The sequence below is a fragment of the Pseudomaricurvus sp. ABR4_320 genome, assembly GCF_056159445.1.
The window spans coordinates 51,302-67,699 of sequence record NZ_JBSWVF010000006.1; the positions used below are offsets into that span (position 1 = coordinate 51,302).

General features: G+C 50.7%; 11 protein-coding genes. 4 read left to right on the top strand and 7 right to left on the bottom strand.

Features of this window, described 5'->3' with window-relative positions:
• Window positions 1-8 precede the first annotated feature (8 nt).
• The 5 genes from ACXAFR_RS13610 to pilG all read right to left on the bottom strand — a co-directional run bounded on the left by ACXAFR_RS13610 (window position 9) and on the right by pilG (window position 10,505).
• Entirely contained in the window at window positions 9-6,677 is a 6,669-nt protein-coding gene (locus tag ACXAFR_RS13610; RefSeq protein WP_475177766.1) for a hybrid sensor histidine kinase/response regulator, read from the bottom strand.
• A 172-nt stretch (window positions 6,678-6,849) separates the two neighbouring features.
• Complete coding sequence (locus ACXAFR_RS13615) at window positions 6,850-8,979, bottom strand: methyl-accepting chemotaxis protein (RefSeq protein ID WP_475177768.1); 2,130 nt, start codon at window positions 8,977-8,979, stop codon at window positions 6,850-6,852.
• A gap of 90 nt (window positions 8,980-9,069) precedes the next feature.
• Window positions 9,070-9,648 carry a chemotaxis protein CheW gene (locus ACXAFR_RS13620; protein ID WP_475177770.1) on the bottom strand — a complete coding sequence of 193 codons (579 nt, stop codon included), beginning with the start codon at window positions 9,646-9,648 and terminating at the stop codon, window positions 9,070-9,072.
• 17 nt (window positions 9,649-9,665) lie between these two features.
• Complete coding sequence (locus tag ACXAFR_RS13625; protein ID WP_475177771.1) at window positions 9,666-10,028, bottom strand: response regulator; 363 nt, start codon at window positions 10,026-10,028, stop codon at window positions 9,666-9,668.
• An 81-nt stretch (window positions 10,029-10,109) separates the two neighbouring features.
• Window positions 10,110-10,505, bottom strand: coding sequence for a twitching motility response regulator PilG (pilG, locus tag ACXAFR_RS13630; protein ID WP_475178370.1), 396 nt, complete (start codon window positions 10,503-10,505; stop codon window positions 10,110-10,112).
• Window positions 10,506-10,843: 338 nt separating this feature from the next.
• Here pilG and gshB point away from each other — a divergent pair, with 338 nt between their 5' ends.
• From gshB to ruvX, 4 genes are all read left to right on the top strand, one after another.
• Window positions 10,844-11,809, top strand: a complete 966-nt coding sequence (gene gshB / locus ACXAFR_RS13635; RefSeq protein ID WP_475177773.1) for a glutathione synthase — start codon at window positions 10,844-10,846, stop codon at window positions 11,807-11,809.
• A gap of 14 nt (window positions 11,810-11,823) precedes the next feature.
• Window positions 11,824-12,705 carry an energy transducer TonB gene (locus ACXAFR_RS13640; RefSeq protein ID WP_475177774.1) on the top strand — a complete coding sequence of 294 codons (882 nt, stop codon included), beginning with the start codon at window positions 11,824-11,826 and terminating at the stop codon, window positions 12,703-12,705.
• Window positions 12,706-12,775: 70 nt separating this feature from the next.
• A complete protein-coding gene (locus ACXAFR_RS13645; RefSeq protein WP_475177776.1) occupies window positions 12,776-13,360 on the top strand; it encodes a YqgE/AlgH family protein in 585 nt (194 codons plus the stop codon).
• A gap of 13 nt (window positions 13,361-13,373) precedes the next feature.
• On the top strand, window positions 13,374-13,793 hold the full coding sequence (ruvX, locus tag ACXAFR_RS13650; protein WP_475178372.1) for a Holliday junction resolvase RuvX: 420 nt from the start codon (window positions 13,374-13,376) through the stop codon (window positions 13,791-13,793).
• Here the strand turns inward: ruvX and ACXAFR_RS13655 are convergent.
• Both ACXAFR_RS13655 and hslO read right to left on the bottom strand, forming a co-directional pair.
• Window positions 13,790-15,340, bottom strand: a complete 1,551-nt coding sequence (locus tag ACXAFR_RS13655) for a phosphoenolpyruvate carboxykinase (ATP) (RefSeq protein WP_475177778.1) — start codon at window positions 15,338-15,340, stop codon at window positions 13,790-13,792. The genes ruvX and ACXAFR_RS13655 overlap by 4 nt on opposite strands.
• A 51-nt stretch (window positions 15,341-15,391) precedes the next feature.
• Window positions 15,392-16,276: an Hsp33 family molecular chaperone HslO gene (hslO, locus tag ACXAFR_RS13660; protein ID WP_475177779.1), complete on the bottom strand. Its 885-nt coding sequence runs from the start codon at window positions 16,274-16,276 to the stop codon at window positions 15,392-15,394.
• Window positions 16,277-16,398: the final 122 nt, after the last annotated feature.

Consider the following 16,398-nt stretch of genomic DNA (forward strand, 5'->3'; position numbering starts at 1 on the left):
TACTTTTTTCAGTTCTCGAGGGATTCATGGCTGCCTGTACCAACGAGGGAAGTTATCGCTGCTAGGAGCTTATCTTCCTGATAAGGCTTGCCCATATAGTCATTTACACCGAGTGATAAGGCTCTGTCACGATGTTTGTCGCCGGTACGAGAGGTAATCATAATGATTGGCAAATCCTTCAACCGGCTGCTGGTCCGAATCGTTTTTGCCACTTCAAAACCATCCATTCGTGGCATCTCAATATCAAGCAACATGACGTCCGGAATAAAATCCTGCAATTGAAGTATGGCATCAGCACCGTCTTTTGCCGTGCGGACTTCAAAACCTTCACGCTCGAGGAATCGACTGGTTACTTTTCTGACTGTCACAGAGTCATCCACGACCATAACGACTCGAGCGCGATCCTCATCATTATCTGCCTCGACCGAAGATAAGTTTGGCATGGCCGCAAACGCCGTCGCTGCATCCTGCCTAATAAGTGCGTGTGGATCGAGAATAACAACGACGCTGCCGTCCCCCATTACCGTCGCTCCTGATACTCCAGGGACACTGCCAAATTGTGGTCCGAGGCTCTTCACAACAATTTCACGGCTACCCAAAAGAGCATCAACCTGAACAGCGACGGTCGCTGCCGATGTCCTGACAAGCACAACGGGAAGCGGCAATATCTGACTGTCTAACTTCGGCTGTGCATTTGATCTCAACAAAGACCCTAGATATCTCACTTGATAAGACTCACCGGCGTATTCAAAGCGCGCGTTGGGATCTTGATAATAGTGCTCGAGCTCGAACGGACTAACACGCACGATACCCTCGATGGTATTCAAAGGAATCGCATAGTGATCATCACCAATGGCAACCATTAATGCACGGTTGACCGACACAGTGAAAGGTAAGCGAATTTCGAATTCCGTTCCCTTGCCTTGTTGCGAATGGATACTGACGGTTCCGCCCATCTGTTTGATTTCAGAGCTAACCACATCCATACCAACACCGCGCCCGGAAATCTGCGTTACAGATTCGGCGGTACTGAATCCGGCGTGAAGAATAAACTGCATGATGGCGTGGTCATCCAGATCGGCGTCTTCTTTCATCAAGCCGCGATCTATCGCCTTTTGGCGTACCTTTTCAAGATTAATTCCACGTCCGTCATCACGCAGACGCAATACAATTTCACCACCGGCACGCTCGAATGAAATCAGAATTCTACCGGTTTCTGGTTTGCCCGCTGCCTGACGTTGCTTGAGGTTTTCGATACCGTGGTCGATTGCATTACGTAGCATGTGTTCCATCGGCGCAACCATACGCTCCAGAACCGTGCGATCCATCTCCCCATCAACGTTTGCGAAATCTAATTCAATATTTTTACCTAATTCGCCAGCAACTTGGCGAACAATTCGTTTGAGCCGCGGTGCCAGGCGTGAAAAAGGCACCATGCGCGAACGCATCAATCCTTCTTGAAGGTCGGTGTTAATTCGAGATTGCTGCAGTAACAGAGTTTCTGTATCTCGCTTTTTGTTGATCAGAGTGATCTTCAAGTCCGTCAAATCCGATGCGGATTCAATCAACGAACGCGAGAGTTGCTGGAGGTGAGAGTAGCGGTCCATTTCCAGAGGATCGAAATCATCGGAAACTTCCATTTGCTCCTGCCGGAATACAATTTGCGCCTGGGTTTCAATATCCAGGCGTCGCAATTGTTCCTGCAGGCGGGAGATGGTCGCGTCCATTTCTTCAATGGCGAAACCAACCTCACTGAGCTGCTCTTCGATACGGCTGCGGGTAATTGATGTTTCACCCGCAAGGTTTACCAGTTCCTCAAGAAGCTCGGCGGTTACCTTAACAGCTTCTTGAGGAGCCGATCGACGGGCCTGCGCAGTGGCGGTGGCAAGATTCGAAGCCACCGCGCCGGTTTCTCCCGTGTAGTGTCCACCTCCAGGTAGCCCAGGGAGCGGGGCTCCTCTTGGGGCGGGCTTTCCTTTGGGGACGAATGGGAGAACGTTGTCCACAGGGGGGGAAGGCTTCCCGGGGAAGCTGTCGTCGTTCGATTCTGTTGGGGCCTGCCCCTGGTGCAATGCGTCGCTTGTCGCGGCTCGATGTTCCGCCCCTTTCGGGGCTGAGGCTTCGATATCCGAGAGACTCTTCTTCAGAGTGTCCAGCCATTCGGCAAGAGTATCTATGGCCCCCTTATCCAGGTGACTGCTCTGTTTAAGTCCGTTTACTGCCCCTTCAAATTGCTCCGTGGTATGAGCAAGTTGCATAAGCCCCGCCAGCCGTGCCCCGCCTTTAAAGCTCCTCAACTCCTGCAACAGCTGCTCGGCATTGGATCTCGCCGCTGGCTCTCTCTTCCAGGAAGCGATAGAAGAGCTCATCGACCACATGATGTCGTGGGCTTCTTTGAGGAAAATGGCCAGAGCTTCTGGATCGACGCCATCTTCCAGCGCGTTGACAACCTCTTCGTTCGACACTTCTGGAACCGACGTTGTCGATTCATCTGTAGCGTCTTTAACTTCAGCAACAGGCACTTCAGACTTGCCAGCATCCTGTTCCTGACGAGCTTTCAGCTGAGAGACACCTTGGAATAACTTGTCCCACTCAACAAAGAATGTCTTAAACTCAACACCTTCTGTTTGTCTCGACGCTAGAATGACATTGGATTCAAACACATGGGCAGATTCACCCAAAGTGTAAAGACCTGCCATGCGAGCACCACCTTTAAAGGTGTGCAACGCTCTTTGCAGGAGCTCGCAGTCTTCCTCAGTACCGGATTCCTGCCACGCCTGAATCGCTGATTCAATCTCTTCGAGCAGGTCATCAGCCTCATCCAGGAAGATCTCGACAACTTCTTCGTCGAGTTCCGTTTCTGGAATCAAGTTTCCTACGTCACTGGATACATCCGACGTCGCATTCTCGATGTCAGCCACTGCAGGTTGTTCCGCGTTAGGCACATCTTCGGAACTGGCGACAATCTCTTCGTTTGGAACGACAACAGCCTCAACAGCCCCTTCGCCCGGTGCCGCTGTACGCCCTTTCAGCTGTGTGACACCTTTAAAAAGGCGATCCAGTTGCTTATAGAAGTGATCGAAGGCAATGGCATCTGACGTTCTTAGTGCGGCGATGGCTTCCGACTCAAAATCGTGTGCGGCTTCGCCCAACGTATTGAGCCCTGCCATACGGGCACCACCTTTAAAGGTGTGCAGTGCACGTTGCAGCAATTCATTGTCGGCCTCACTGCCAGATTCCTGCCAAGCTTGAATAGCCGATTCAATTTCTTCTAGAAGGTCATCCACTTCCTCGAGGAAGATTTCGACAACTTCTTCTTCCAGATCCGTTTCTGGAATCAGGTTTTCGGCAACCTCTTCAATTGGGGTGGCGTTAACCTCCTCAGCCGACAGCTCACCTTCCACAGGAATTTCAGTCTGCTCGGCATCCGCGTTGTCGACATCTGATGCAGGACGACTGCAAACCTCGACGATCTCTTCCAAAGCACTGACGAAATCAGCATCAAGGTCTGGAATATTTTGACCCGCAGCGACCAAATCCACACGATCCAACAATTGTTCGTGAGCGGAGATCAATAGATCAAAATCGCTATCGCTGAGAATTGTGAGGTTCTCGTCGGCCGCTAGATAAATGTCTGCAATCTTCGCAGCAAGTTGAGCAACAGGCGGGAGATTCGCCTGCTCGGCCCCTTCCTCCAAACGCCCCAATTCTTCCAGCATGGCTCCAGGGCCCTCGGGGCCTTGCTTCGCCATACGCCACTCGGGAAGAATTTCGTCTGCGTGGATGATCAAGTCCAGCTCTTCCGCCATAAAGATGGCCAGAACTTTGGGATCGACCCTGGCGTCCATATCTTCGCCGGCGGAGGCCTCTGCATCTCGCAAAACACTGTCCCGCACACCCGCGACTCGGCTCGCCAGTTCGTTGTCGGGTTCTGGATCACTGCGCCCTTGTTCAATCGCAGCGAGGAGATCAGAAATACCGCTGCAGTAGGCTTCCAGCAACTGCATAAAATCTTTATTTACGGACAGCTGATGCGCTCGCAACTCTTTCACGAGCTTTTCCAACGGCGTCACCATCTCCGCAATGCCATGGATTTCTGCCATGTGCGCACTGCCTTTCAGCGTGTGCAATGCGCGCTGTAGATCATCCGTAGGCGGCGCATAACTGGGTGCCGCAGCATTCATGTGCGCGGTAAATTCGCGCATGACATCCAGATGGCCCTGCGCTTCGCCTGCGAAAATTTCAAGCAAGACCGTATCGGTTGAATCGTCAGACATGTCGGCTTCGTCAGCTTGTGACTCAGCGACAACTTCTGTGACTGTCTCTGAAACTTCTGCGATCGGTTCTTCTACAACCACCTCGTCGATAACAGCCTCGGGTGCTGCTTCAGGTGTCGCCGCCTCATTGGTATCAGTCTGTTCAGCGCCAAACTCAAGATTGGGTGACCCACCTTTCGAGATCGCTTCTCCACACACTCTAAGATGCTCGACCAAGTCTGGTTGTGGCGCAGATTGACGATTTTCAAAAGCGTCAATAAGCTCAGGCAAAAGCGCGCGCACTCGACTGATCAATTCGCTGCACTGAGCTGACGGAGAAATCGCGCCATCGATTATGCGATTCAGCATGTTTTCCACAGCCCAAGCCAGTTCACCAATCGTGTCTGCTCCGACCATCCGGCCGCTGCCTTTCAGGGTATGGAAGGCTCGACGAAATTCACCCAATGACGCAGAGTCGCCAAAATCGGCTGCCCACTTGGGGAAAAATTCATCGATGGCTTCAAGAACTTCCCCGGCTTCTTCAACGAAAATCTCAAGGATTTCCTCGTCGATCTCATCTTCTTCCGGTTCTTCAACAGTATCTGTTGCCGCCTCTACGGCTTCGGAGGATTCCGCCTCCGTCACGGTCGCATCCAGCTCAGTCTCTTGCTCCTCGTCTACAGAGTCCGTTGGTGCAACATCGACAGCGTCATCGGCCTCTGCATCACTGCTAATTCGAGCCACGGTAATCTCAGAACTTGGATAACCGAGCTGAACCGAGCTTTTATCTGCAATTTCAAGCAATTCGGGCTCTTCAACGACACCGATTTTACGCAGCTGAACGCAGTACTCGAGTCGACTGACAATATCTGCAAGGGCTTCCATCTTCTCCCATTCCGGCTCGCCATCGGATGAGAGAATTTCTTCTAGATAGTTGCCACAAGCCTTGGTCAATTGTGCTGGCTTAATCAACTCCAAAATGACCATGCAGCCGAATAGTCTGGCAAAAATCTCTGGCAGATCTTGAATTTTGTCACGATTGAAATGCTCGGAAACAAAATCTGTCAGGCTGTTCCGTATCTCCTGCAGATCGGCTCCGACTTCGCCAAGAACACTCTCTTGAGCTTGTTGCAATTGATAGAGTTCTGCGGTTTGACCGGCGTTTTTTCCTGTGGCACGACTGTTAATTGCCGCGTACAGTTCGTGCTCGATATCAACCAGCTGTTCCGCGGCAGAAAGAATCTGATCTCGGTCGACTTTGGCTTCTGATTCGGGCTCCGCCTCGTAGACAGCAAACTGTTCCGTTAACTGAGTCAGCCTATGACGCGATTCGGCAAATCCCAATACTGCAAGGGTATCCGCCAGCCTGCGCAGGGCAACTGCCACCTGGGCCATTGCCTGATTTGTATCCGCGGCTTCCAAAAGCCCCTTAATTTCCGCCATTTCTTCTTCAACTGCGACGGTAACAGTCTTAAGTGTTTCAGTATCCGGTGCATTTAGCTGTACGGATTCCATTTCTTCCGTGTAACGTTGCGCCGCTTCTGCAAGGTTATAGAGTTCATGGATTTCTGTGAGTCGCTCGCCTTTAGGCTCGAGCCGCATCAGGAAAAAAAGCAGGCTTTTCAGAAGATCATCTTTCGGCGCCTTATCCAGGCCCGCAACACCACCGGTTTCAAGCAGCGCGATCTCCCGATCGAGACTCTGAAGTACTCCCTTTGCCTCCTGGTCTACGGAGTCTTCATTATCGAGAATATATTCAGACAGGGCTTGGGCAACCCACCAGACTTCATGTCTGGGTGTCCCGGAGGTTAATGCTGCCAGTTTTTCAATAGCTAGTTTGAGATAACTTAGGGTTTCGTTGTCGCGCTTTCCTTTAACCAGAGCCGATGCAGCGAGGCGAAACATTTTCCGCAACTTGAGTAAAACCGACTCGTATTGAACATCGTTGCTGGCAGAGGGGTCCCTTTCTCCGCGAATTTCTCGATCCGGATCCAAGTCCAGAGTGAAAAATTGGCTGGTGGGAAACAGTATTGCACCACGTAAATTTCGAAGCCCGTTCAGCAATGGCAACGACGTTTGAGGAGAGATTATCTGCCCATTTTTAATCTTTTCTAAATACAGGGGTAATTCAACCACCCCTTGCATCAAAAACTCTCGCCCGTGTTCGATATCGGCCACAGTGCCGTCGATCAACGCTGCACAGAGTAGCTCCATCTCTTCGGCCATAAGCGAAACAGAATGCAGCTCAACCATTTGCAAAAAGCCACGCACTTGACGCAGTGCGTCATGGCAAGGTGACAGACCCTCTGCCCCAGCTTCGTTCTTCTTATTGTCTTCGAGGCAGGTACGCGCTTCGCTCAACAAAGCGTCCAGCTCTGCCGTGACCCATCCTAAAGCGATTCGTTGATGTCTATCTACCATAATTCGGTATTCCCCTTTTTCAGGGTTGGCAAACACCTCGACCATCGAGGCGTTAGCATACTTGACTCGAATGAGATGACTAATGGCATCTCGGTGATGCACCTACCTGGAGAAAACTCTCGACGTTAGCTTGCTAAACTCAGATAGGATTTCAGCAACAGAGCGATCAGATCTAGGCCCGGTTTTCTTCCACCATAGCGCCTTCATCAAGATCAAAATCCATATCCATGTCAATTTCACTGGATGTTGATGAGCCTGAATCTCCCATCATTGAAGAGTTCGCAGAAGACTCTGGCAATGTAAAGCCGGCAACAGATTGACGCAGTGCGACCGCCATCTCGGCAAGATTACCAATGGATTCCGCCGTTGCTGATGAGCCAGTTGATGTCTGAGAAGTAATATCGAGAATGACGTTCATGGTGTTGGACACTTGATTCGCAGAGCCCGCTTGCTGACGTGCAGCGTTCGAAATCTTCTGAATCAAATCTGCAAGGCTGGTCGATACACTTTCAATTTCTTCCAGGGCAACACCTGCATCCTGTGCCAGTCTTGCTCCGCGAACCACCTCAGAAGTGGTTTGCTCCATGGAGATAACCGCTTCGTTGGTATCGTTCTGAATGGTTTTGACAAGCGCTTCAATCTGCTTAGTTGCCGCGGCAGATCTTTCAGCCAATCGCTGAACTTCGTCCGCTACCACCGCAAAGCCTCGACCAGCATCACCCGCCATGGCTGCCTGGATTGCCGCGTTCAATGCGAGAATGTTGGTTTGGTCAGCAATGTCGGTAATCAGAGAGATGATGTCACCAATCTCTTGTGACGATTCACCCAATCGTTTAATACGCTTGGACGTGTCTTGGATCTGCTCACGAATGGTATCCATTCCGTGAATGGTGTTTTTCACCACATTTGAACCGTTACTCGCGATCGATACTGACCGTTCCGCAACCGAAGCTGACTCCATTGCGTTTGCAGATACCTGGTCAATTGAGGTTGCCATATCGTTAATCGCGGAAGAGGCTCCTGCGATTTCCCGCGCCTGATTATTTGATGCTTCGGCTAATTGGAGCGCGTTTTTCTGCGTCTTTTGAGCTGCGGTTGATACACTCTCAGATGTTTCCGTAATCCGCGAAACCAGTACCCGCAACTGGTCAATGGTGTAGTTAATAGAGTCAGCAATAGCACCCGTGAAATCCTCAGTTACCGTTGCACTGGTAGTAAGGTCACCGTCTGCGAGATCAGCCAGCTCGTCCAGTAATCGCAAAATCGCCATCTGGTTTCTTTCGTTGGTAGCCGCTGTTTCTTCCAGTCGACGCTTAGTCACTACATAGATGTTTAAACCAGCTAGAAACAACAGAATCAGTGCTACACCACCGACCGCCATGGTCGTCATGTTGTTTGGCAGGCGCTGGGGTCCGTACTCGGAAACACCTGTCGCCAAAGCGGCAATAGTACTCAAGAATTCTGATTCATCGCGCAGCACATCCTGAGACGCCTGACGCACTGCAAACAGTGCTGATGAGGAGTCAAAGATCTCACGAATCGAGTCATTGATAACCGAAAAGTTATCACTCATCGCCTGCAATTCTTCACGAGCTTCAGCGTTATTGATTCTTGGAATCGACATTGCTGCATCGCCTTCCAGCATGCCAGTTAACACCTTGCCGAACAGATTGGCATCGAGATTAAACTGATCTGCTGCATCCGCTGATCCACGGCTACCTGACAGCATCTTTTCAATATTTCGGCTGATACGTTCGATACGTAGCGACTGCATTTGCGCCATCGCAATTTGTGAAGGAGACGCCCCACGATCCAAAAGCACTTCGTTGACGTGACTCTGTTGAGCTTGCAGCTCTGGCAGTAATTCGTTCAATTGACGAGCAACACCCGTCATAAACATGATGGTATCTTTGTTGTTGATGATCGTCTCAGCGTTGCCTTTAGCTCTCTCCCAGACTGAGTTCACCGCAGAAATTTCACTGGCTAATGCAATTTTTGTAGAAGAGTCCATGTTCTCCAGTTGCTGCCAATAGCTGGACATGTTCGTCAGAATGCGCTGCAGTCTATCGAACGACATCTCACTTCCTAAGGTCGCCTCTTCTGATAGAACCGTCAAACGGTGAGAAAGCGTTCTAAGCTCGGCCGTAGTATTCAAATAGACCTGATCACGAGCGGAGTTGTTCTGCACTGTAAAGACACTGAAAGCGGTCCCTCCCAGCGCCAAAACTGCCGCCACGACAAGTGCCGCCATAGACTTATTGTCTTTGGCAGCTGCGAAAAAGCCTTTCGATTTATTGCTCATCTTTCTCTCCTGAACGGACAATCAGCAATCCACTGCTGCCCACTTTCCTTTCAGCTATATAGCGCTGAACTGTGTCTGTTAAGTTCACGATTACGCGCCTGCCTGAGTGGCAGCAGCATTCATAAAAATAGGATCTTCGAGTAATTTTTGAAAACTTAAAACGGGCCAAGCTTCCTGATTCTCGTAAAAGCCGCCCTGCATCAACCCCTTTAAGGATTCCGCAACCGGCATCTCTTCAGGGTAGTAGCTTTCATGAAAGAAGTGTTTAACACCCAAGACTCGATCTACAACCAAACCGGCAAAAACCTCGCCGAATTCAATAACCAAGACTCGCTGGGATTTTCTGGATAATCGTAATTTGTCACCACATATTCCGGGCAGATCAAATAGTGGCAACAACCGACCTCGAACGTTTGCAACGCCTTTAACCCATGGCTGTACACCCGGCAAACGGGTATAAGCAGGTACTTCTAGCATTTCGCTCACTTCACTCATTGGCGCCACGAGTGCATGGCCGAGAATTTCGAAACCAATCCCGCTCCAGTGAACTTGAACGTCATTTTGAGCGGGTAGTTCCCGAGCACTTTTTTTTGCTCGCGCGGCGATTGCCGCGAGCATACGAAAAGGTGTTTCACTTGCTGTCTGTGATGTAGAACCGCCTAAAGACACCTGCTGCCCCTATTGCCTTATGCTATGAATTGAGACATGGCTTCCAATAAATGTTTTTCATTTACCGGCTTTGTTAAATAGGCTTTCGCGCCCTGACGTAATCCCCAGACGCGATCCGTATCCTGATCTTTGGTGGTTACGATAATCACGGGAATATCTTTAGTCTCAGGTGCTTTACTCAGCTGCCGCGTCGCTTGAAAGCCATTTAGTCCCGGCATAACGATATCCATCAGTACTAAATCCGGGTGCTTTGCTTTTGCCGTTTCGACACCTTTTTCGCCACTGTCAGCGACTAAAACTTCGTGACCGTTGCGCTGAAGTATCGTCGTCAGCTTATGAGTTTCCGTTGGAGAATCATCGATGATTAGTACTTTTGCCATACCTTTGCACTCAGAAATCAATATATCAGGTCGAAACTGCTGCCAGATGTTCGTAAGCTGGCAGTCTTTTAAGTATTTATATTAGGAAACCGCCGTTTCCTTGACGTGCTCCTCGATAGCGCCGATCAGCTCAGTTTTACTGAAAGGCTTCGTCAGATACTGATCAGAACCGACGATCCGGCCTTTTGCCTTATCGAAAAGGCCATCTTTACTGGATAGCATAATCACCGGTATATTTTTGAATTCGCTGTTATTTTTGATCAGCGCACACGTTTGATAGCCGTCTAACCTCGGCATCATGATATCCACGAAGATAATATCTGGCCGGGTATCGGCGATTTTTGCTAATGCATCAAATCCATCGGTTGCGGTAACAACCACACAGCCGGCTTTTTTGAGAAGGGTTTCTGCAGTACGGCGAATGGTTTTACTGTCGTCAATAACCATTACCTTAAGATTTTCCAGACTCATTTCCATCACTTGTTGACCTGTAGCTAAGTTCTATGACCGTCAGATGCATGCGGCAGGCACCGGTTTGTGGTGGCGGTATCGCTCCGTTTACACAACCCTTTTAGTCCCTGCTGGGGTCTTGTCCTGCAGTCAATTCCTTATCAAAAAATACACCGCTGAAATTAAATATAAACCACGCCGCGGAACCCTTCCGAGAATTTGTGATTTGTTTCTCACACTTATCGAGGTACGCCTTACAATCTTTGTCGCCGTCAAAATCCAGTGCCGCTTTAACCATGTTTTGATTTGCATCTCCAGAAGATTAAACTAGCCGCTTCTTTTGCAGTCATCAGGCACAATTTCCCATGACATCCAAACTCGGCGTAGTAATGGATCCCATTGCTGGGATCAACTTCAAAAAAGACACCACACTCGCACTGTTACTGGCCGCTCAAGAGCGTGGATTTGAGCTCTTCTATATGGAGCAAGCTGATCTCTATCTCGACGGCGCCGTCCCGTCAGCACAAATGCGTCCGTTACAGGTTTTCGCCAACCCGGATCAATGGTTCGAACTGGGTGAAATGGTGTCCGGCCCTCTGGGCGAGCTCGACGTCGTTTTAATGAGAAAAGATCCGCCATTTGATAATGAATATATTTATAGCACCTATATTCTGGAAGCGGCGGAGAAAAGTGGCACGCTTATCGTCAACAACCCTCGCAGCCTGCGCGACTGCAATGAAAAAGTCTTTGCCACACAGTTTCCCCAGTGTTGTCCTGAGCTGCTCGTTAGCCGTAAGGCTTCATTGTTGCGGCAATTTCATAAACGTCACGGAGATGTCATTTTCAAGCCTTTGGATGGCATGGGGGGAGCCAGTATTTTTCGCTGCAAAGCAGACGACCCCAACATCGGTGTTATTCTGGAAACATTGACGAATCACGGCCATCAATTGATCATGGCTCAGGTGTATCTGCCAGACATCAAGCAAGGCGACAAGCGCATTTTGATGATCGATGGCGAACCTGTCCCATACTGCCTGGCCAGAATACCCGCAGATGGCGAAACCCGAGGGAATCTGGCAGCCGGCGGTAGCGGTGTTGCACAGCCACTCAGCGAGCGGGATTATTGGATAGCCCGGCAGGTCGGGCCTACACTGAAAGAGAAAGGTCTTATCTTTGTCGGACTGGATGTCATCGGGGACTATCTGACAGAAATTAATGTAACAAGCCCCACCTGCGTCAGGGAAATTGATAAGGCATTCAATACCAATATTGGCGAGCAGTTGATGCTTGCCATCGAAGCGCGCCTGGCCGCCAACCATTCTGAGAAATAGCGCATACAAATTTCATGAGTACATTGACGCCCGCTGCCAGTCAAAGTGGCGACCGCCTGACATTTACATTGTTTGTGGCTGCTGCCGTGCATGCCATTTTGATCCTGGGCATTACCTTTGATGAGAAGTTCGGTCGAGAAGGCATCCCCTCACTGGATGTTACGCTTACGACCCAGCGCAGTTCTGAGCTTCCTGATCATGCTGAGTTTCTGGCTCAACATAATCAGGAAGCCAGCGGCGACGGCCATAAAACACAGGAACTCACCACAGATCAGCAAGCCCAAATTGCAGACACTGTTATCCGACAAGCCGGCGATGCAGCGGCGGCGTCTCAACACTCCGATGCGTCGGAACGCGCGTCATCGCCCGTCACGACAGTGGGCGAAAGCCAATTCAGTGCTCGCCTGACTCTAACGGCTGAAGAGCAGCAGGAAAACCTCACAAAAAGTGAGGAGATGACATTGCAAAATGAAATCGCCAGCCTGCGGGCCAAGCTCGACCGCCAACGCCAAGCGCTCGGAGAAGGTCCAAGGGTTAAGAGAATTACCTCCGTAGCCGCGAAAGGCTCACCGGAAGCCGCATACCTCTTCGACTGGACACAGCGTATTGAGCGTGTCGGCAATGAAAACTTCCCACCGGAAGCGATTGCCCAACGCCTCATTGGCAGTCTTCGACTTGCAGTTACCCTAACCCGAGATGGCGCCGTCAGTGACGTTGAACTCCTGCAAGGCTCCGGACATGCACTGCTTGATGAAGCGGCTCTGCGTATTGTTAGAATGGCCAGCCCGTTCGCGCCTTTTCCTGAAGAAATTGGGGATCAAACAGACAAGATCGAAATAATTCGTACCTGGCATTTTGAATTGACGGGAGTCTCTGCCAGACATTCCGGCTCCTGATTTTTGCCCTTTACGGTAGTTATGCATAAAAGACTTGTTTTCCTTGCACAAGATCCCAATACTGACCTCTATGAAACCGACCGAACCTTCTTCAACGGAACAGCAGGGATTTCTAAGAAATCACTTCCTGATTGCCATGCCCGGCCTCAGTGATTCTTTGTTTTCCCATTCCATCACGTTCATCTGTGATCACACAGAAGATGGCGCTATGGGCCTGGTAATAAACCAGCCTTCGCAGATGATGCTGGATGAAGTTTATGATCAAATGGGGCTCCCAACCCCAGACACCGACTTCCAAGAGCCGGCGCTTTCAGGAGGGCCAGTTCAAACCGATCGTGGTTTTGTTCTTCACTCCCCTGAACAACGCTGGGCTTCGACGGTCGACTTGACGGACGATGTTTTATTGACCGGATCGCAAGACATCATTGCCGCCATGGCCCATGGCGAAGGCCCGCAAAAGCGATTATTCCTACTGGGTTATGCAGGTTGGGATGCAGGTCAACTTGAAGAGGAAATTGCCAATAACGCCTGGCTTACGGTTCCGGCAGACAGCCGCATTGTTTTCGACACGCCGCTGGAGCAGCGCTGGACCGCCGCTGCGCACAGCCTCGGCATTGATCTCAACTTGATATCCGCAACCGCAGGCCACGCCTAAAGGCGTATTTTCAATCGTGCAACTGCTAGCATTTGATTTTGGCTTGCGCTCGATTGGCGTTGCCAGTGGCCACTCTGCAACACAAATCACGTCTGAATTAGCACCACTGCGCGCGCGCGATGGCATTCCAAACTGGGATCAGATTGCAAAATTGCTCGATGAATGGCAGCCAAAGGCGTTAATTGTTGGCCTGCCTCTTAACATGGATGGCAGCAGCAGCGAGCTGTCAGCCCGAGCGGAAAAATTCGGTCGCCGATTACACGGCCGCTTTAACATCATCGTTCATATGCAGGATGAACGTCTCTCCTCTCGTGACGCCAAAGCTCAAGCAGATGAGCGAGGACACAGAGGCAATTATGTTCAAGACCCAGTCGATTCCATCGCTGCACGTTTAATTCTGGAAAGCTGGCTCAACGAACAACGAGACAACTAACGTATCAAGAGTGGACCGGCTTCCAGAACGGCTGAACTCACGTCAAATTTATCCATATACCCTGCGAAGCGTGCAGCCAGTTTCCACGCAGCTGCCTCGTATTCACTTGCGGAAGGCCAACTGGCTGCCGGATCTAATTCTGCCGTGTCTACACCCTCCAGGGTGGCGGGTATCACTAAATTGAGCGGCTGTAATTGACGTGTAGGCTGATCGAGAAACTCCCCTTGCTGGCAGGCCGTCACCAGACGCCGGGTTAATGCCAGCGGCATTCGCTCATGCCCTTGCGCTCCTCGCCATCCGGTATTCAGCAAATAGATGTGACTCTCGGATTCCGCCAGGCGCTTATTCAACAATTCAGCATATTCCAAGGCAGATCTCGGCATAAAAGGAGCGCTGTAACCGGCGGAAAACGTCGGCTCGACGCCCGTTTCGGCTCCCGCTTCACTGTCAGACAGTCGCATACTGTAGCCAGCAATGAAATGGTACACGGCGGCTTCCGGCGTCAGTATCGCAACCGGCGGTAATACGCCGTACAGATCACAAGTGAGTAAAATAATACAAGAGGGTGACGTAGCCAGAGAGCCTGCGTCTTCGTCACCAAGAAAGCTGAGCGGGAACGACAGGCGCCCGTTCACTAATACCGTAGACTCTTCAAGTTCGGTCTGCCGCTGTTCGCTCAAGGCGACATTTTCGAGCAGAGCACCAAAGCGGTATCCTCGTTGATACAACGACTCGGTCTGACGATCTAGATCAGCCGTGCGCAAGTAGATACCACCTTCCAGATTGAAAAACTGGTCCCGCCCCCAAGCATGTTCATCATCGCCGATAAACCGGCGTTTGGAGTCCCAAGCCAAGGTCGTTTTCCCGGTACCCGAAAGCCCCAAGAAAATACACAGATCATCATTTTCACCCTGATTGGCCGAGCAGTGTAACGGCAAAACATCCTTCTCAGGCAGAAGAAAACTCTGCACCGAAAACAAAGCTTTCTTCAATTCGCCCGCGTAATGGCTTCCCGCCAGCAAGACACGTCGTAAAGCATAGTTAATCACGACGCCAGTCTCTGAAGAGGTGCCATCTCGCTCGGGATCACAGAGAAAGCCCGGCGCATGCAGGACACGCCATTCCTCTTTGCCCTGGCTGTTGTAGGACTCAAGATCCAAACAAAGATTTAGCGCAAAAAGGCTATGAAATGCGGTTTCTGTAACCAGTTTAAAGGGAATGTAGTGATGTAAGTCATTACCAACATGGAGATACGAGACAAAGTGATCTACCGATGCCAGATGCTCTTCAACTCGTGTCCACAATGCATCAAACTGATCAACGGTAAATGGGCGATTAAATTCACCCCACTCTATGTATTCATCCGTTGAGGGCTCAGCGACGATAAAGCGATCCTCTACGGACCAACCTACCTGATCGCCAGGCGGCAATGCCAGAACCCCGTCGCACGTGAGCTGCGCCTCTCCTCGAGCCACCGCCTGCTCTACGAGCTCAGGCACACTTAATTCGTTATAGATTCTCTGATCGAGCTCTTCAGAGTATCCCATAGAGTTTCCTGCCATTGGTTTGAGGTCGAGTAACGCGAAGTCTGATTCACTTTAATGCAGTGGGTGGTCGCCGCTGCCAAACAGGGAATCCAGATCTTCCTCGCGAAACAGATAGCTTTGATTACAGAACTGACAATTGATGCTTATCGCACCCTGCTCCAGCAGGATTTGCTCTACGTCTTCACGGCCCAAAGAAATCAGTGTGTTGGCGCTGCGCTCGCGGGAACAACGACATTCAAAGCGGATGGACGCTGGCTCGAAAAGACGGACCTTTTCCTGATGAAATAATCGGTAGAGTAACTCGCTGTGCGCAAGCCCCAGCAACTCTTCATCGGTGATAGTAGACGCCAGTGTCGTGACACGCTCCCAGGCCTCATCGTGAGTTTCCGCATCGGTTACCTGTCTTGGCAAAGACTGCAACAACAGACCTGCCGCAAGGGTACCATCACACCCGAGCCACAGCTGTGTCGGCAACTGCTCGGACTGAGCGAAATAGAAATCCAAACATTCAGACAGTGTCGGTTTGTCCAGAGGCACAACCCCCTGATAGCGCTCACCATTTTCTGGCTCGATGGTAATGGCGAGAACGCCGTCCTTCACCAGATCGGTCAATATCCGGCTGCTTGGTACAGACATCTCTTCACCATCGCGGCACTGGATAATTCCTCGCACAGAACTGTGATGCGTGCATTCCGCCATCATTAGAGAAACCGGCCCACTACCCTTGGCTTGCAGAGTCAAAATACCATTAAATTTCAAGGAACTAGAGAGTAGTACTGCCGCTGCGGCAAGCTCGCCCAACAACCTTTGCAGAGGCTCGGGCAAATCAGCGTTGTTTTCCTGCATTTGCGCGTAGCTGTGATCCAGCGTTGTCAGCTCGCCACGAACATCCAGCTCCTCAAACAGAAAACGATGTAAAAGATCACTACTTGCCATGATATAACCCTGCACTGCGGCCCTACCGCAAAGAATTGACGTCGCGGATCAGGCGTCTCAAAGACGTAACAAGCGTCGTTGAAATTCGCTGCATCGGGTGCGCGACACACAAACCGCAATCA